General features: G+C 68.3%; 20 protein-coding genes and 1 pseudogene. 9 read left to right on the top strand and 12 right to left on the bottom strand.

The genetic code is table 11. The features are described from left to right. A partial coding sequence (locus tag JF886_RS06545) for a biotin/lipoyl-containing protein (RefSeq protein ID WP_337310774.1) occupies nucleotides 1–367 on the bottom strand: 367 nt, incomplete at its 3' end. Nucleotides 368–535: 168 nt separating this feature from the next. Beyond that, nucleotides 536–1,696: a PQQ-dependent sugar dehydrogenase gene (locus JF886_RS06540; RefSeq protein WP_337310772.1), complete on the bottom strand. Its 1,161-nt coding sequence runs from the start codon at nucleotides 1,694–1,696 to the stop codon at nucleotides 536–538. Between the two features lie 51 nt (nucleotides 1,697–1,747). Between JF886_RS06540 and JF886_RS06535 the strand changes: the two genes are divergently transcribed. Then, nucleotides 1,748–2,776, top strand: a complete 1,029-nt coding sequence (locus JF886_RS06535; protein ID WP_337310770.1) for a glutathione S-transferase family protein — start codon at nucleotides 1,748–1,750, stop codon at nucleotides 2,774–2,776. Between the two features lie 37 nt (nucleotides 2,777–2,813). Continuing rightward, nucleotides 2,814–3,224 (top strand): hypothetical protein, encoded by a 411-nt coding sequence (locus JF886_RS06530; RefSeq protein ID WP_337310768.1) that lies wholly within the window; start codon nucleotides 2,814–2,816, stop codon nucleotides 3,222–3,224. Between the two features lie 7 nt (nucleotides 3,225–3,231). On the opposite strand, the gene JF886_RS06525 is transcribed toward JF886_RS06530, so the two are convergent. Continuing rightward, nucleotides 3,232–4,440, bottom strand: a complete 1,209-nt coding sequence (locus tag JF886_RS06525; protein WP_337310765.1) for a hypothetical protein — start codon at nucleotides 4,438–4,440, stop codon at nucleotides 3,232–3,234. A gap of 94 nt (nucleotides 4,441–4,534) precedes the next feature. Between JF886_RS06525 and JF886_RS06520 the strand changes: the two genes are divergently transcribed. Beyond that, complete coding sequence (locus tag JF886_RS06520) at nucleotides 4,535–6,085, top strand: hybrid sensor histidine kinase/response regulator (RefSeq protein ID WP_337310763.1); 1,551 nt, start codon at nucleotides 4,535–4,537, stop codon at nucleotides 6,083–6,085. 41 nt (nucleotides 6,086–6,126) lie between these two features. Then, nucleotides 6,127–6,678, top strand: a complete 552-nt coding sequence (locus tag JF886_RS06515; RefSeq protein WP_337310761.1) for a DUF4760 domain-containing protein — start codon at nucleotides 6,127–6,129, stop codon at nucleotides 6,676–6,678. On the opposite strand, the gene JF886_RS06510 is transcribed toward JF886_RS06515, so the two are convergent. The 4 genes from JF886_RS06510 to JF886_RS06495 form a co-directional block, all read right to left on the bottom strand. Next, nucleotides 6,675–7,049: an MFS transporter gene (locus JF886_RS06510; RefSeq protein WP_337310759.1), complete on the bottom strand. Its 375-nt coding sequence runs from the start codon at nucleotides 7,047–7,049 to the stop codon at nucleotides 6,675–6,677. The two genes, JF886_RS06515 and JF886_RS06510, sit on opposite strands and share 4 nt — an antisense overlap. 17 nt (nucleotides 7,050–7,066) lie before the next feature. Continuing rightward, nucleotides 7,067–8,182 (bottom strand): MFS transporter, encoded by a 1,116-nt coding sequence (locus JF886_RS06505; RefSeq protein WP_337310757.1) that lies wholly within the window; start codon nucleotides 8,180–8,182, stop codon nucleotides 7,067–7,069. Between the two features lie 97 nt (nucleotides 8,183–8,279). Further along, nucleotides 8,280–9,767 (bottom strand): CoA-acylating methylmalonate-semialdehyde dehydrogenase, encoded by a 1,488-nt coding sequence (locus JF886_RS06500; protein ID WP_337310755.1) that lies wholly within the window; start codon nucleotides 9,765–9,767, stop codon nucleotides 8,280–8,282. After that, nucleotides 9,764–11,056 (bottom strand): aspartate aminotransferase family protein, encoded by a 1,293-nt coding sequence (locus tag JF886_RS06495; RefSeq protein ID WP_337310752.1) that lies wholly within the window; start codon nucleotides 11,054–11,056, stop codon nucleotides 9,764–9,766. The genes JF886_RS06500 and JF886_RS06495 overlap by 4 nt, the downstream gene beginning before the upstream one ends. Nucleotides 11,057–11,095: 39 nt before the next feature. Here JF886_RS06495 and JF886_RS06490 point away from each other — a divergent pair, with 39 nt between their 5' ends. The 3 genes and pseudogenes from JF886_RS06490 (at nucleotide 11,096) to JF886_RS06480 (ending at nucleotide 12,660) form a co-directional block, all read left to right on the top strand. Continuing rightward, a complete protein-coding gene (locus JF886_RS06490) occupies nucleotides 11,096–11,986 on the top strand; it encodes an alpha/beta fold hydrolase (RefSeq protein WP_337310750.1) in 891 nt (296 codons plus the stop codon). Nucleotides 11,987–12,039: 53 nt separating this feature from the next. After that, nucleotides 12,040–12,260, top strand: a pseudogene (locus JF886_RS06485) (dihydrofolate reductase family protein); the annotation flags it as partial. Then, on the top strand, nucleotides 12,253–12,660 hold the full coding sequence (locus JF886_RS06480; RefSeq protein WP_337310748.1) for a DUF1801 domain-containing protein: 408 nt from the start codon (nucleotides 12,253–12,255) through the stop codon (nucleotides 12,658–12,660). The pseudogene JF886_RS06485 and the gene JF886_RS06480, both read left to right, overlap by 8 nt. Here JF886_RS06480 and JF886_RS06475 read toward each other — a convergent pair whose 3' ends face one another. From JF886_RS06475 to JF886_RS06465, 3 genes are all read right to left on the bottom strand, one after another. Then, nucleotides 12,661–12,945, bottom strand: a complete 285-nt coding sequence (locus tag JF886_RS06475; protein WP_337310747.1) for an RNA-binding protein — start codon at nucleotides 12,943–12,945, stop codon at nucleotides 12,661–12,663. A 4-nt stretch (nucleotides 12,946–12,949) separates the two neighbouring features. Continuing rightward, entirely contained in the window at nucleotides 12,950–13,402 is a 453-nt protein-coding gene (locus JF886_RS06470; protein ID WP_337310745.1) for a DUF1003 domain-containing protein, read from the bottom strand. Nucleotides 13,403–13,618: 216 nt separating this feature from the next. Then, nucleotides 13,619–13,864: a hypothetical protein gene (locus JF886_RS06465; protein WP_337310743.1), complete on the bottom strand. Its 246-nt coding sequence runs from the start codon at nucleotides 13,862–13,864 to the stop codon at nucleotides 13,619–13,621. A gap of 80 nt (nucleotides 13,865–13,944) precedes the next feature. Between JF886_RS06465 and JF886_RS06460 the strand changes: the two genes are divergently transcribed. After that, on the top strand, nucleotides 13,945–14,871 hold the full coding sequence (locus JF886_RS06460) for an IS1595 family transposase (RefSeq protein ID WP_337310741.1): 927 nt from the start codon (nucleotides 13,945–13,947) through the stop codon (nucleotides 14,869–14,871). Here the strand turns inward: JF886_RS06460 and JF886_RS06455 are convergent. Continuing rightward, nucleotides 14,836–15,006 carry a hypothetical protein gene (locus JF886_RS06455; RefSeq protein WP_337310739.1) on the bottom strand — a complete coding sequence of 57 codons (171 nt, stop codon included), beginning with the start codon at nucleotides 15,004–15,006 and terminating at the stop codon, nucleotides 14,836–14,838. The two genes, JF886_RS06460 and JF886_RS06455, sit on opposite strands and share 36 nt — an antisense overlap. A gap of 16 nt (nucleotides 15,007–15,022) precedes the next feature. Here JF886_RS06455 and JF886_RS06450 point away from each other — a divergent pair, with 16 nt between their 5' ends. Then, the gene (locus JF886_RS06450) at nucleotides 15,023–15,808 is read left to right on the top strand and encodes a hypothetical protein (protein ID WP_337310738.1); all 786 of its coding nucleotides are present in this window, start codon (nucleotides 15,023–15,025) and stop codon (nucleotides 15,806–15,808) included. A 31-nt stretch (nucleotides 15,809–15,839) separates the two neighbouring features. Here the strand turns inward: JF886_RS06450 and JF886_RS06445 are convergent, their stop codons facing one another. Next, nucleotides 15,840–16,211 carry a hypothetical protein gene (locus JF886_RS06445; RefSeq protein WP_337310736.1) on the bottom strand — a complete coding sequence of 124 codons (372 nt, stop codon included), beginning with the start codon at nucleotides 16,209–16,211 and terminating at the stop codon, nucleotides 15,840–15,842. Between the last annotated feature and the right edge of the window lie 548 nt (nucleotides 16,212–16,759).

Raw genomic sequence — 16,759 nt, 5'->3', positions numbered from 1 at the left:
GCTGCGCGGGCCGCGCGGGCGGTTGTTCGGCCTCAGGCACTTCAGGCTCTGCCTGGGCTTTCGGCGTGGCGGCGGGCGCGGGGGCCTCGGCCGACCCGTTGCTGGCCGCCGCCGTGGCCCCGTTGGCGACGGCCGGCGTCGCGGTGGCGCCGTTGGTCCCGGCCGCGATGGTGGCCAGCGTGGCCCCGACGGTGACGGTGTCGCCCTCCTGGGCGACGATGGCCTCCAGGGTCCCCTCGGCTGGTGAGGGCACCTCGACGTCCACCTTGTCGGTGGTGACCTCGACCACTGATTCGCCCTCGGCGACGCTGTCACCGACGGCCTTGAGCCAGCGGGAGATGGTGCCCTCGGTGACGGATTCGCCCATCGCTGGGAGGGTCAGAGGGACGCTGTCAGGCACTGCGTGAAGAACTTCCGGTCACGGTGTGAAATGGTCGCACCGCGATGACGATTCGGGTTGTGACGCTCCCCATCATCGCATTCTTCGCGCACGCGCGGCCCTGACGAGGGCGTCACGCGTGGTCGCGCGCTTGCGTCAGCCGAGCCGGTAGACGTGGGAGGCGTCGGACATGTACAGCGCGTGGTCCGGCCCCTCCACAACGGCCAGCTTGCACTGCGAGGGTCCGCTGGTCACCGCGGCGTGCGGGCTACCCGGCGTGGCAATGCGCATGCCAGCGTCGTACGTGCAGAACACGACGTGGCCGGCATACGGCGGCGGGGCCGAGCTGTCGATGAACGCCACCCCGGTGGGCACCACGGTGGCCGATTCGCTGCTCCAGTCGGGCGCGGTCCGCCCGCCGCAGCCGGCGGGCCCGGCGAGCGGGTGCGAGTAGCCGTAGCAGAGCGGCCACTGGTAGCCGGCGCCGCGGGTCACCGAGAGGATCAGCGTGTCGTACCCGCTGGACGGGCTGCCGACGTCCCCGGAAGGCCCGTTGTTGGTCACCGCCACCTGGCCGCTCGCCGACACCGCGATCCCGAACGGGTTGCGCAGCCCGTACGCCCACACCGGGTCGGTAGGGCCGAACGGGTTGTCGGCCGGGATGCTGCCGTCCGGCTTGTAGCGGAGGATCTTGCCGCGCGGGTCGGCGGTGTCCTGGGCAGCTCCGGCGGTGTGTTCCTCGCCAAGCGTGACGTAGAGCATCCCGTCCTTGCCGAAGACCACCCGGCCCCCCTTGTGGCAGCAGTCCGAGCCCGACGGCAGGGTCACCAGCGCGGTGGCCCCGGTGCCCACGCCGGCACAGTCCTTCCAGCGGACGACGTGTTGCTGCGTGTGATTGGTGTCCGAGTAGAACGCATAGACGAAGCGGTCGCTACTGAAGGTCGGGCTGATCGCCAGCCCGAGCAACCCGCGTTCACCGTCGGACGCCACCGCGACCGTCGCAAAGGTCTTCGCTGCGCCGTTCTGCCACACCTTCACGGCGCCGGCGCGCTCCGTGTAGAAGAGGCGTCCGTCTGGAGCGAACGCGAGCGCGGTCACGAAGTTGGCGGCGAAGCCGCTCGCCGGCGGCGACTGCGGCGCCACGGCGCAGAGATCGGCGATCGCGGACGCGGTGGCAGCGGACGTGGCGCTCGCCGACGCCTGCGCGGATGCTGTCGTCGACGGGCTGGGAGTCGCTGTCGAGCCGCACGCGACCACGCTCAGCGCGGCGGCACCGGCGCACAGGAGTCTGATGGCGCGCGACGCGGGCACGAGCACAGGCTGGCACATCGTGCGGCCGCGGCGGCGCTCGTTGCTAGCATGACGGCGATGGCTGACGACACCGGCGGCACGCACGTCAGCCAGGGTGGCGAGTTCAGCCGCGACGAGCGGTTCATCACCACCAGGATCACCGCCGACGGCCGCGACGGCTATCCCGTGGAGCCCGGCCGCTACCGCCTCATCGTCAGCCGCGCCTGCCCGTGGGCCAACCGCTCGATCATCGTGCGCCGCCTGCTCGGGCTCGACACGGTGCTCTCCATGGGCGTGGCCGGTCCCACCCACGACGTGCGCAGCTGGACGTTCGACCTCGACCCGGGTGGCCGCGACCCGGTACTCGGCATCGAGCGAATCCGGGAGGCGTACTTCAAGCGGTTTCCCGGCTACGACCGCGGCATCACCGTCCCGGCCATCGTCGACGTCCCCACCGGCGAGGTGGTCACCAATGACTTCCATCAGATCACGCTCGACCTCGAGACGGAGTGGCGCGAGCACGTCCGTCCCGACGCGCCCGACCTCTACCCGGAGGCGATGCGCGAGGAGATGGACCGGCTGATGCGCATCATCTTCGGCGACGTCAACAACGGCGTGTACCGCTGCGGCTTCGCGGGCACGCAGGATGCGTACGAGAAGGCGTACCAGCGCCTCTTCCACCGCCTCGACTGGCTCTCAGAACGGCTGCAGCGGCAGCGCTTCCTCATGGGCGAGACGATCACTGAGGCCGACGTGCGCCTGTTCACCACGCTGGTGCGCTTCGACCCCGTCTACCACAGCCATTTCAAGTGCAACCGTCAGAAGCTCAGCGAGATGCCGGTGCTCTGGGCCTACATGCGCGACCTCTTCCAGACACCCGGCTTCGGCGACACCATCGACTTCGACCACATCAAGCGCCACTACTACGTGGTGCAGCGCGACATCAATCCGACCGGGATCATCCCTGCGGGACCCGACCTCGACAACTGGCTCACCCCCCACGGCCGCGAGTCGCTCGGCGGCCGTCCCTTCGGCGACGGCACCCCGCCACCGCCGCCGTCTGCCGCCGAGGTGGTCCCCGCCGAGCACACGCCGCTCGCCGCGTAGGAGACTCGCGCACTACCACAGATCTGTGTATACTTTCGTGGCCGGGTCAACGGCGGCGGAGGGGCGGCGCGGTTCGGAGGTGCGCCGTTCCATGCGACTGCTGTCCTCGCGCTTGCTCATCCCGCTGGCGGTCGTCGTGACCGTGTGGGGCGGCGTGCAGCTGCTCACCACGCACAACGTCGCGGTCACCCCGGCGGTGTGGCCGATCGCGGCACCGCCGTCTCCCTCGCCGCACGCCGGCGCTGCGGCAATCCCGGTCGCACCGTCCCCGGCGCCCTCGCCACCAGCCCCCGTCGGCGCCATCCCACTGCTCCACGGCGCCCTCGAGCATCTCAACGGAAGCACGCGTGACACCGCCACGGGGCTGTACGCCCTCATCCAGCAGCTCGAGACGGCGTTGCGCGCCAACCTTGAGCGGCTGGTCAAACAGCTGGAGCCGGGGCGCTGAAGCGCCGCTAGGAGTCGGGGTCCTGCTCATGCGGGGAGCGATCGTCCTGTGCCTGGCCGGCGCGCTGTAGCTCCGCCCGCCGCTGGCGGCGCAGCGCCCCGATGCGCCGCACCTCGGCCACCTCCACGCCCAGGGAGACCCTGTCGACCGGCGCCATCGGTGGCAGGGGCGGGCCGGGTCGGAGACGCGGTCCCGACCACAGCGCCGGCACCACGTCGAGGTCGGCCGCCAGCGCGTACGCCGCGGCCTCGTAGTTGACCCGCCACCCCTTGAAGTGCGGCCACGCCTGCTCCGGCTCACGCTCGAACTCCATCCCGGAACTGCGGAGGCGCTCGCAGGCCATGAAAAACTCCTCGAACTGCAGCTGAATGTCGTCGTCCGGGCTCGGGTCGTGATTCACCGGCTCGCCCATGGTGGCGGCGAGCTGGCGGAATGCCAGATAGCCGATGCGCATGAGATTGCGTGCCGGCCCCGGTGCGCTGATGGGGCAGAGCGCGAGGTGCATGGCGGCGGCGTCGAGGATGGAGAGGAGCGAGATCACCCAGGAACGGCGCGCGGTGGGCGATCGGAAGTACATGAGCACCACGTAGGCGGAGTGACTCTCAGCGACATCGGCCGCCCACTGCATCCAGCGGTCGTACATGTCGCCCAAGCCATCGAGGTTGTCGACCGCCGCGGAGCGAACCAGGATCATCGGACCCCAGCCCGGTGTGCCGGCGAGACCCTCCAGCATGGTCACCAGCGTCTCGCGGCGGTTGTACGCCGAGTACAGCACCGGCAGGTAGGCGATCTGCAGCGCGATCACCACCAGCCCGGTGAGCGCCGCCAGGTACACGACCGCGGTGGACACGCTGCCGTGAGGCGCGGCGATACCGAGCGTCAGCATCGATGACCCCGCCGTCCGGAACGCGTCGCCGAGGTCCAGCGCCGAGGGCCAGAGCATCAACGCGTAGCCCACGAAGAACAGCAGCAGCCACACCAGCAGCGTGGACACCAGGTCGCCGGCCGCGGCGTAGGCGAGCAGGCGGTCACGGGCCTCGAAATCGTGGACACGCGAGGCGATGACGCGCACCGGCAGGTTGACCAGGTGGAGGATGAGCGCGCTCAGTCCCGAGCGGTTCCCGCGCGGCACGATGGTGGTCTCGAGCACGCTCCCCCAGGTCGCCAGCACGAGCAGCAGCCCGGCGGCGAATCCCAGCCATTCGAGCGCTTTCACGCCCGGCCCCCAGCCTGCATCGCGCGACGATAACAGCCGGTCACAACATTCCTGTCCATCGATGAGCCCGGTTCGCTGCCTGTAGCCTGAGGGCATGTGTGCAGCCGCCGGTAAGTCGCACGAGTGGTCCGAGCTGCCGATGCCGTGGCCGTCGTGGGGACGGCGGGGCAAAGCGGTGCTGTCCGTCGCCTGCGTCGCCGCCGTGGTCGGGGTGTTCCTGGGTGACTACGCCACCACCGGGGCCGGCACGATCGGCGCGCTGGGCGCCATCCCCGTGCTCGTCGTCGCCTGGTTCCTGTCGCGGCGCTGGACGCTGGCCATCACGGTGCTGGCACTCCTCCTGCGTCTGCTCGCGCTGGTTCTCGGCGATGTCACCGCCGTCACCTTCGGCTCGCAGAGCGTCGTGCTGGTAGTGGTGGCACTGGCCGGCAGCGTGGCGGCGACGAGCGTGCATCGCGCCGCGATCGCCCGCGCGGCGCTCGGGGACGTGGACGAGCTGCGCCGCGCCGAGACGGCAGTGGTCGCAGCGCTGGCCGAGGCGGAGGCGGCGAGCCAGGCCAAGAGCGAGTACCTTTCGCGGGTCAGCCACGAGCTGCGCACCCCGCTCACGGTCATCCTGGGGTTCGCCGGACTGCTCGAGCTGGAGGACCCGCGGCCCGACCAGCAGGCGTCGATCGCCACGGTGCTCAAGGCCGCAGATCACCTGCTCCGGATGATCGATGAGCTGCTCGCCATCTCCAAGATCGAGTCCGGCCGGGAGGAGCTCGCGCTCGAGCCGGTCGGCGTCGACGAGGTGGTCACCGAATGCGTGGAGCTGGTCGCGCTCTCCGCCGGGCAGCGGCGCGTCGCAGTGCACCGCGAGCCGAGCGGCGAGCGCGTCAACGCCGACCCGCAGCGGCTCAAGCAGGTCGTGCTCAACCTGCTCACCAACGCGGTCAAGTACAACCGCGAGGGCGGCCACATCGACGTGTGCGCACGGCGCGTCGACGGCGAGCGCGTCCGCATCACCGTCAAGGACACCGGCCCCGGCATCGCGTCCGACCTGCTGCCGCGTCTGTTCCAGCCGTTCGACCGGCTCGGCGCCGAGCGCACCACCATCGAGGGCACCGGCCTCGGGCTGGCCCTGAGCAAGCACCTCGTCGAGCTCATGGAGGGGACCATCGGCGTCGACTCCGAGCCCGGCGCAGGCTCGACGTTCTGGCTCGAGTTCGCGCACGCCGCCGCGGCGCCGGGCCAGCCCCACACAGTGCCTGCCGGCGCGGCCGTCGTCCCCACCCGCACCCTGCTGTACGTCGAGGACAACCTCGCCAGCCTGGAGCTGGTGGAGCGCACCCTGCAGCACCGCCCCGCGCTGCGAGTCATCCCGCTGATGCAGGGCGGCCTGGCGATCGACATAGCCACCCAGCATCACCCCGACCTGGTGCTGCTCGACCTCCACCTTCCCGACATCGACGGCGACGAGGTGCTGCGCAGGCTCAAGGCCGGCGAGCGCACCAGGGACATCCCGGTGATCATGCTCAGCGCCGACGTCAGCGACCGCAACCCGCCACGGATGCGTGCGCTCGGCGCCGCGGCATTCCTCACCAAGCCGATCAAGGTCCGCGACCTGCTCGACGCCATCGACGAGGCGCTGCCCGCGCGCTGACGACGTTGGCTCGGGCGGTACCGAGTCGGCATGCTTGGTCGGTGAGCGAGACGTTGCGGCAGTCGTTCGCCACCTGGTCGCAGGTGGGTTCAGCGGTGATTCTCCTTCTCGGCGCGGTCATCGTCCCGGTGGTCATCTTCCGGGTCAGCCGGCGAATCGCGCGCCAGGAGGCGGTATTCCGCTACCTCGAGCGCCACGACCGTGACTCGTTCTCGCAGCTGCTCACCTGGGCGAACGGCATCGTGCTGCTGCGCGACGGCGAGACCATCGCCCACGGCGTGGCCCGCTACCACCGCCTCAGCGACTACCAGCAGGACCAGCTCTGGCGCGTTCTCAACTTCTGGGAGGAGACCAGCCAGGTGTACGTCAACGGCCTCTTCGACGAGCGCGTGTTCCGCGGCACCCTGGGACCGTGGTTGGTCGAGTCCTGGCTGGACAACCACTGGCTCATCAACCACCTGCGCAAGACTGACGATGGCAGCCTGGACCTCAGCCTCTGGAACACATGGGAAAAGGTGTACCGGCGCATGCTCAAGGCGGGCGTGCGCTACACGCACCGCTCCGACTCCGACCCGGGAGAGCCGGCGGCCTAGCTCGAAGCGACAGCCTCCGGGACAGCGTCGGTCAGCGACGCTCCGCCCGCGGCGGCGATGCCGGCGACATCGGAACGGCGCAGGAACAGAGCCACAATCACCGCCCCAGCCGCGAGAAGGATGGCCCCGGCCAGGAAGGCGACCCGGTACCCCTGGATGAGCGCAGCGAAGGTGTCCTGCGTCGACGGGCGGTGCCCGAGGGTGCGGAAGAAGCTGGTGGTCTGGCTCACTGCCAGCGTCGCCAGCACGGCGAGGCCCAGCGAGCCGCCGACCTGCTGCGAGGTGTTGAGCAACCCGGACGCCAGGCCGGCGTCGTCGGCGCGCACGGTGGTGGTGGCCACCAATGTGAGCGGCACGAACGTCAGTCCCATGCCCACCGACATGACGATCAGGCCGGCAGCAGCACGTCGACGTAGCCGCTGCCCAGGCTGATGCGCTGCAGCAGGAAGAAGCCTGCGGCCGCGATGAGCATCCCGGCGATCCCGACGTAGCGTACGTCGATGCTCTTCACCGCCTGCGAGGCGACGCCGGCGCCGACCCCGATGCCAAGGCACACGGGGAGGAAGGCGAGCCCGGCTGTGAAGGGTGAGTAGCCGAGCACGATCTGCACGTACAGGCCAGCGAAGTAGAACATCGCGAACATGCCGCCGGCGACGAGCAGCATGGCGCTGTTGGCGGCGCTGAGCGAGCGGATCCTGAAGATGCTGAGCCGCACCAATGGCGCTCGGAATCGCGCCTCCCTCATCAGGAACAGCACCAACAGCGCGACGCCGGCGCCACCAAACGCCAGCACGGTACCCGAGGTCCACCCCTCCGCCGGGTTGGCCGCCTTGGCGAGCGCGTAGACGATCGACATCAGGCCGCCGGTGACCAGCACCGCGCCGAGGATGTCGAAGCCGCGGTCCCCGCGCACCCTGGTGTCGGGAACCAGCCGCCACGACAGCACGATGGTGATGGCGGCCACCGGCACGTTGATGAAGAACGCCCAGCGCCAGCTGATCGCCTGCGTGAGCGCTCCACCGATCAGGAGTCCGAACGCGGCCCCGCTGGCGGCGATCGCGCTCCACACTCCCAGCGCGCGGTTGCGCCGCTCACCCTCCTCGAAAGTGGTGGTGATGATCGAGAGCGCGGCGGGAGAGATCAGCGCGCCGCCGAAGCCCTGCACGGCGCGGCCGATGATCAGCATGGTCGGCGACTGGGCGAGGCCATTGACCAGGGATGCCACTGAGAAGATCACCAGCCCGGCGAGGAAAATGCGTTGGCGGCCGAAGAGGTCGCCGGCGCGGCCGCCGAGGAGCAGGAAGCCGCCGAACGTGAGGGTGTAGCCGTTGACGATCCACTGCAGGTCGGTGTCGGAGAAGTTGAGCCCCCGTTTGATTGACGGCAGGGCGACGTTGACCACAGTGGCGTCGAGGATGACCATGAACTGGGCCATGCAGACGAGGGTGAGGATCACCCACGGATTGACCTCGCGCTTCGTGCGAGTTGGGCTCGCGACAGCCATTCTCTTCTCCGCTCAGATGGCTTGGGGCCGGCGATTACAAGATTACAACTAGCAAGGTGTCGGCCGCGAGTCGGCCCGGTCCCGGGTAGGGCCGGCTTCAGCGGTTCTGCGGGAACCCCAGGTCTATGGTGCTGGTGCTGGGGTCGGGCCAGCGCGAGGTGACCACCTTCGACCGCGTGTAGAAGTGGATGCCCTCAGGCCCGTACATGTGCGTGTCGCCGAAGAGCGACGACTTCCAGCCGCCGAAGCTGTAGTACGCAACCGGGACGGGGATGGGCACGTTGACCCCCACCATCCCCGCCTGCACCTCGAACTGGAAACGGCGGGCCGCGCCACCGTCGCGGGTGAAGATGGCCACCCCGTTGCCGTATGGGTTGTCGTTGACCAGGCGCACCGCGTCCTCGTAGGTGGCGACGCGGAGCACCGCCAGCACCGGCCCGAAGATCTCGTCGTCGTACACCCTGCTGCCGGGACGCACCGAGTCGACGAGCGAGGCGCCGAGGAAGAAGCCGTCGCCCTCGAACGTCTGGCGGCGACCGTCGACGACGATCTCGGCGCCGCCGAGCGCGGCGTCCTCCAGGTACGACGCCACCCGGTCGCGGTGCTCGCGGGTCACCAGCGGGCCCATCTGCGAGGCGGGGTCGTCGCCGGGACCGATGGTCACCGACGGGATGCGCTTGGCGATCGCCGCCACCAGGCGATCGGCGACGTCACCCACCGCGACCACCGCCGACACGGCCATGCAGCGCTCCCCGGCGGAGCCGTACCCCGCCGAGACGGCGGCGTCGGCGGCCATCTCGACGTCGGCGTCGGGCAGCACCACCATGTGGTTCTTGGCGCCGCCGAGCGCCTGGACGCGCTTGCCGTGACGCGTGGCGGTCTCGTACACGTGGCGGGCGATCGGCGTCGAACCCACGAACGACACCGCGCTGATGTCGGGGTGCTCGAGGATGCGGTCGACTGCCTCGCGGTCGCCCTGCACCACCGAGAACACGCCGGCGGGGAGGCCCGCCCGCTGCCAGAGCTCGGCGAAGAGCAGGGACGGCGAAGGGTCCTTCTCGCTGGGCTTGAGGATGAAGCAGTTGCCGCACGCGATGGCGTTGCTGAACATCCACATCGGCACCATCGCCGGGAAGTTGAACGGGGTGATGCCGGCGACCACGCCGAGCGGCTGGAGGATGGAGTACACGTCGACTCCCGTCGACGCCTGCTCGGAGAAACCGCCCTTGAGGAGGTTGGGCACACCGCAGGAGAACTCCACGTTCTCGAGGCCGCGGGCCACCTCGCCGAGCGCGTCCGAGTGCACCTTGCCGTGCTCCGCGGTGATCAGGCTGGCGATGTCGTCGCGGTGGCTGTCAACGAGGTCGCGAAATCGGAAGAGGATCTCGGCGCGCCGTGAGAGTGGCGTGGCGCGCCACTCCGGGAATGCGCTGAGCGCGGTCTCAACGGCGGCGTCGAGGTCGGCCGCCGAGGCCAGCTCGACGGTGGCTGTTTGCGCGCCCGTTGCGGGGTTGTACACCGGGGAAGTTCGCCCCGATGTGGCCGGGGTGGACGCGCCGCCCACCCAGTGCGCGATCTGCTTCATGCGGTGGCGCGCAGCGCCTCGTCGAGGACGCCGACCGCGGAGTCGAGCTGCGCCTCGGTGATCACCAACGGCGGCTGGATGCGCACGACGTTGCCGAAGAATCCCCCGATGCCCACGATCAGGCCGCGTTCACGGCACGCGGCGCGCACCTGGACCGCGCGCTGCGCCGCCGGCGCCATGCTCTCGCGGCTCTCGACCAGCTCGACGCCGATCATCAGCCCCTTGCCACGCACCTCGCCGATGACGGGATGGGTTGCGCCGAGCTGCTCGAGATGGCCGAGCATCCACTCGCCGAGACGCGCGCTGTTCTCGCAGAGCGATTCGTCGGCGATGACGTCGAGCGTGGCCACCGCCGCCGCGCACGCCACCGGGTTGCCGCCGAAGGTCGAGAGGTGCTCCCCGGGCTGGAAGGACTCGGCGATCTCGGGACGGGCGATGAAGCCGCCGAGCGGGAAGCCGCTGGCGATGCCCTTGGCCACGGTCATGATGTCCGGCTCGACGCCGTAGTGCTCGATGCCGAACATCCTGCCGGTGCGACCGAAGCCGGTCTGCACCTCGTCGACGATGAACAGGATGCCGTGGCGGTCGAGGATCTCCTTGACGCGTGCGAAGTACTCCGGGTGCGGCACCACGATGCCGGCCTCCCCGAGCACGGGCTCGGCGATGAACGCGGCGACGTTCCCAGAGGTCTGGTAGTTGATGACATCCTCGACCGCATCTGCGCAGCGCAGCGTGCAGCCTCCGCCGCAGACGCGGCAGCGCGTCGGGTGCGGGGCGGGGGCGAACGCGACACCGCCGAGGTACGGTCCGCCGTGGTGCTTGCGCTTGCGATTGCCGGTGACCGCGAGCGTGGCATTGGTGCGCCCGTGGAACCCCGTCTCCAAGGCGATGAACTCGGTCTTCCCGGAGTAGGCGCGGGCCAGCCGCATCGCTCCCTCGACGGCCTCGGCGCCGCTGTTCGAGAAGAACGTCTTCTCCAGCCGGCCTGGGGTCACCTGCGCGAGGCGCTCGGCGAGGGTCCCGACCACGGGCACCTGGTACAGATACGTCCCGCAGTGGATGAACCGCTCCATCTGCTCGCGGGCCGCGGCCACAACTCGGGGGTGCGAATGGCCTGTGCTCACCACCGAGATGCCGGCGAAGCAGTCAAGGTAGCGCCGCCCGTCGACGTCCCACAGCTCGGCCCCGCTGCCGTGGTCGACGGCGATTGGCTCGACCCCGGCGACAGAGCTGAGGTTGACGTAGCGGAGAAAGGCGTCGGCCGCGGTGGTCGTGCCGGCTACACCCATGCGAGCAGTGTGTCACGACGCAGTGCTACAACTCAGTCGATGCTTGCCGAGCCTCCCTTCCGGCACGTCGAGCTCCCCGACGGACGCGTTCTCGAGACCGTCAGCGGCGGGCCAGAGAACGGCATGCCCCTGCTGTTCCAGAACGGCACGCCCACCGCGGCGGTGCTGTTCGAGCCCCTCGTCGACATCGCCGCCGAGCGCGGCCTGCGCACGGTGTTGTACTCGCGGCCAGGGTACGCAGGCTCCACGCCGCACCATGGGCGCTCGGTGGCCGACGCCGCCAGCGACATCGCCGCCCTCCTCGACGCCGATGGCACCGACCGCTTCGTCACCATCGGCTGGTCGGGAGGCGGCCCGCATGCGCTGGCATGCGCCGCCCTGCTGCCCGAGCGCTGCGCGGCGGCGGTCTCGCTGGCCGGGGTTGCGCCGTACGGCGCCGAGGGGCTGGACTGGCTCGCCGGCATGGGCCCCGAGAACGTCGAGGAGTTCACCGCCACCCTGGAGGGCGAGGCGGCGCTGACTACGTACCTGGAGGCGGAGGCCGGGCAGGTCGCCTCAGTCCACGGGAACGACATCGTGGCCTCGCTCGGCGGACTGATCCCCGACGTCGACAAGGCGTCGCTGACCGGCGACTTCGCCGAGTACATGGCGTATTGCTTTCGCCGCTCCGTGTCCACGGGCATCGCCGGCTGGCGCGATGACGACCTCGCGTTCGCGAAGCCGTGGGGCTTCGAGCTCGAGGCAATCACCCGGCCGGTGGCGGTGTGGCAGGGCGGTCGGGATCTCATGGTGCCGGTTGCCCACGGCGAGTGGCTGGCTGCGCACATCCGCGGCGCAGGCAAGCACATCCACAAGGACGAGGGACATCTTTCTCTGGGGGTCGCTGCGCTGCCCCGGATCGTCGACGACCTCCTCGCGTTGGCGGGGTGATGGCCTGCCTCCAGGAGTCCAAGGGCGATGAGTTTCGCCGTGGTTCCCAGTCTGTCGACTGGCCGGGGGACGCGAACGTTGTGAGCGGCGACGCCGTCAACGTCGTCGCTCGGCTCAAGGAGGAGTCTGACATGCCGTTGCGCTCGCACGGCAGCCTGTCGATGAACTGGGCGCTGATGACCGCCGGTCTGGTCGACGTAGTCCAGGTGACGCTGTCCCTGTGATCGACAGCAACGTCCAAGAGCTCATCTACCGGCCCACCCTGCATGTCTGAGTACGGATTGCTCGCCTACGTGAAGGATCCGCGCGTGGACGCATTCATCGCCGCGCTTCCGACGTGGCAGCAGAGCATCTGCAGCGAGGTGCGCGACCTTATCCACTCCGCCGACCCCGAGGTCACCGAGACCATCAAGCGCAGCACCCAGCCGTACTTCGTGGTGCAGGGCAACATTTGCGCGTTGCTCGCCGCCAAGGACCACGTCAACGTTTTCTTGTACGACGGCGCCATCGTCCCTGACCCGCACGGCATCATCACCGCCGGCCACGACAACAAGACCGCGCGCACGGTCTCCGTCCGTGAGGGCGAGAGGATCAAGGCCGCGCCGCTCAAGGCGATGTTCGAGGCGATCATCGCCAACAACCGCGCCGGCGGCTGGCGCAAGCTCAAGCGGTGATCACGCCGAGGCGACGACCTCGATCACCTCGTTGCGGACCACGGTGACCCCCGGACGGATCACCGCGCCGACCGTGAACCAACCGGCGAGCTCCTCAGCCTGCTCTCGGGTCGCGAAGACAACGCAGGCGAACCCCAGCCCGCGCTCGTGCGCGGCCATGAGCTGAGCGGACTGGAACCCGGGCAGTCCGCGCAGAACCGGAAGCAGCTCCTCGCGCAGCCCGCGGCGTCCTTCCTCAGGGTCCTCGCGGCTGTTGTCGACCTCGATCACAACGGCGAACGCCACGCCGTCACGCGCGCGGCGGTGTCGAGGTCCCAGCACCGGGCGACAGCGCCTCGACGTGACGATGGATCTCCTGGAGCATGTCGGTCTGCGACTTCATCGCCACCACCACGTCGTGCACAGCACTGGTGAGATCGTTGTTGGTCTGGAGCAACGCCTTGATGTCGTCCGCCGTGGTTTCGGTATGCAGCGATATTTCCGAGGCCACCGAATCGGAGCGCTTGGCGGCAATCAGCAGGGCGGCGGCTTGAATACCGGCGAGCATGGATAGAAACAGGTTGAGCAGGATGAATGGATAGGGATCGAAGCCATTGCCGCCGCCCACATGCAGAATCCCGTTGATCACCGCCCAGGTGATCATCACCGCGAAGAACGCGAACACGAACGGCCATGAGCCCATGCCGTTGCGCATCTTGTCGGCGGCTTTCTCCCCCAGCGAGAGTTGATCGCCACTGCGCACCGTGGGGTGTTTCTTCCAATGAGTTTCCCATGCCATCTTGATCTCCTTGAACCAGCCTCGCGTCCTGCAGCAGCTCGGTGATACGCGCTGACTTGCGTCAACCGGACCGGACGATACCTGTCGTCACCACATGCACCGCCGAGGGGACTCTCTCCGATGCGTGACGTACACAGATCCGGGTAAGTATCCCCGCACCGTAGAGGAATGTGGTACACTCTACTCATGGAACGAGAGGGGTTGGGCGAAGATATGGGCGATCCTCCGGTCGACAATGCCTTCGATCAGTTGGGTGATCGCATCGGGGACCGTCCCTGCCCCATGTGCGGCCGCGACCAGTGGACCGTCCTCACTGAGCAGGTCGGGCTGCACGCCTCCTTCGCGCCCGTTATCGGAGCCACCCGAGCCGGGTCGATCAATGTCGGGATGTTGTTCTGCAATCACTGCAAGTTCCTTCGTATGCATGTGCTAGAGGGAGAGGAAGGCTGATGTCTAACCGCAGGAACCCCTCTCGCGGGACCGCCTCCGAATCTCGTTTCTCGGTCATGGAGTTCATGGCTCAGTTCCCGGACGATGCCGCCTGCCTCAACCACCTGTGGCGGACCCGATACTCGGCGGACGGGGAGCATGCCCCGTGCCCCAAGTGCAAGGTCGAACGCACCTTCAAGCGGTACGCGAACGGCGATGGACGCCCCGCGTGGACTTGCACCACCTGTGGCCTTCACGTTCACCCAACGGCGGGCACGATCTTCCACAAGTCCTCGACCTCCCTTCACCTGTGGTTCTACGCGCTGTTCCTGATCACAAGCACCCGATGCGGCATCTCCGCGAAGCAGCTCGAACGCGAACTCGGCGTCACCTACAAGACCGCCTGGCGGATGTTCAACGTCATCCGCAACTCGCTCATGGCCGAGCCTGCGATCACGCCCCTCTCCGGGACGGTCGAAGCGGACGAGACCTACTTCAACCGCTCCCGTCGCAACCGTCCGAACGAGCCGAAGCGCCGTAGCGGAGCAGGCCCGGTCATCGGCGAGCGCACCGTCTTTGGGATGGTCGAGCGCCAGGGCCGTGTGATCGTCCGCTTTGTCCCGGACGCGACGGCCAACACTCTCAGCAGAGAAATCGACATGCACATCCTGCCCGCGTCGATGGTCTACACCGACATGCACCGCTCCTATGACCGGACGGGCAAGCGGTACGGGCATCAGCGGGTGAACCACTCGGCGATGGTGTGGGTGGATGGCGACGTTCATACGCAGACCATCGAAGGGTTCTGGTCGCTCGTGAAGCGCGGCATCAACGGCGTCTACCACTCCGTTTCCGCGAAGTGGCTCCAGTCCTACTTGGACGAGTACGCGTGGCGCTACAACCATCAGGAGTTCACTCGCCGTCAGACCGGTGTGAAGCGCGTCCCGAACGGGGAGGCGAAGTTCCGCCTACTCCTCGACCGGGCTTGCCGGCCGATTGCCTGACCGCTTGCGGTAGCGCGACGGCGGGGGTGGTGCTTTGAGCACCTTGTCGAGATTGGCGTCGAACTCGCCCCGCGTCGGGACCGGAATCTTCAACCCCTTCGGGGTGTACTGCTCGGTTGGCTCCTGCTTCGCCATGACAGGAGGATAGCGCGTGGTCGCCCGGCTCCGAGGCGTTCGCCTCAAGATCGAACGGGCGAAGTTCCAATGCGATGCGCTGGAGAACGAAATCAAGGCTTGGGTCGAATCGCAGCGAAGTCATGTTGCCTTCGAGCACGAGCGAGATACCGGCTGGCACCGCCTGATCGTGCGGATGGACGCTGACCCCGACCCCCCGCCGATGTGGGGGGTCATCGTGGGGGAGATCATTCACGATCTGCGCTCCGCTCTCGATCACACCGTCTGGGAGTTGGTGATCGCCAACAAGGGCCGCCCAGAGCGCAACCGCAACCAGTTTCCGATCTTCTCGCATCCCCCCAAAAGGGTCGCTGACTACACCAAATGCGTTCGAGGTGTCGACCCTCGGGCTCAGGCAATCATTGAGGGATTGCAGCCGTACACACGACCAAAGCGAGCAACTCCAGAGCTGATCGAGGTTCTCGGCGGGATGTCGAACATCGACAAGCACCAGACGCTCCATCCAACGGTGGTCGTCGCCTCGCGCATTAACTCTGCGAATGTCGACTTCGCCCCCCAGGGTCTCCATCGAGTCGCTGAGATGCGCTGGGACAAGTCCCTCGGCCAGCCGATACGCAACGCAGAACTCTGGGCTGTCCGGATCGAGCCGCCCGAGACCGAGGTTCAAATGAAAGTGAACCTCCAGATTCCCGCTGGCGTAGCGTTCGGCGAGCGTTATCCCATGGAGGTGCTCAAACTCAACGAACTCGTCACCGAAGTCGGGCGCATCGTCGACCTCTTGGAGCCGTTCGCCTCGAAGTGAGCGCCGGGGCGTCACGACGACGCCCTCAGAGTTAGGGCTGCTTCGGGGGGTCGGGGGCGATGATCGTGTCCTCGCCCTGTTCCCAGTCCTCGACATCCTCCGCGTCCCAAGCGGTGTCGAGGCCCACGAAGGTGTTGCCGCTGGACTTCAGACCCCGGACATTGCGCAGGCGGATGCCCGTTGAGCCCGGGCGCGACGACGGCGGACCGGTGGATGGCACGATGACGCTCCGCCTGCAGCGCTCCACCAGAGTCAATGTCACGGCCACCGCGAGCGCCACGGCCAACCCCACCAGGATGGCAAGCCAAGGTGGCCAGCCAAACGGCAGCACGCCGAGCAGGGCGACGGCGAGCCCTGTCACTACGCCCCATGCCGCGTCCCGCGCCTTGACCACGGACTCCACTCTACCGCAACCTCTACGGTGCGGGGATACTTACCCAGATCCGTGTAGGTACCCTCCGGGGCGCGCCGGTCGCTGACCAGCCGCCCGGAGGGGCGACCGTTATCCGCGGTTCGGAGGTCGCCCGATGTCGCGGCTGAAGGGTCTCGTCGACAACTGGATCCTGCTCGCGCAGGGACTCATCGGCAGCATCGGCGCGCTGGCGGTAGTGATTGGCTGATTAACGCACCTCTCGGTGGCAGCCTCTGCGAGGCGCCTTCTCTTCGCAGCGAGTCGGCGGTACGAAACGACAGCACCGGCCGGGCGTACAGTCACCGACGACCATCCCTCGCAGGAGGATTTCGTGGCGGATCCGCAGATCGTGGTCATTGGCGCTGGCCCAGCGGGCCTATCCGTGGCGCTGTCGCTAGCTACTTCGTCCCGAAAAACTCGGCCGCTTCTGAGTTGGGCTGAGCCCTCCGAGCCCGTTCCTGGGTGGCCGAATGACCCGTGAATGCAGATATTGTCATATATGACTAAAACATGCTACAATACGATCGCCACACCAGCGG

It is taken from the genome of Candidatus Aeolococcus gillhamiae, from assembly GCF_016464765.1.
In the GTDB taxonomy this organism is placed as follows: Bacteria; Chloroflexota; Dormibacteria; order Aeolococcales; family Aeolococcaceae; genus Aeolococcus; species Aeolococcus gillhamiae.
Note: the sequence above shows the minus strand (reverse complement) of the source record. Positions and strands in the feature narration are given on the sequence as shown.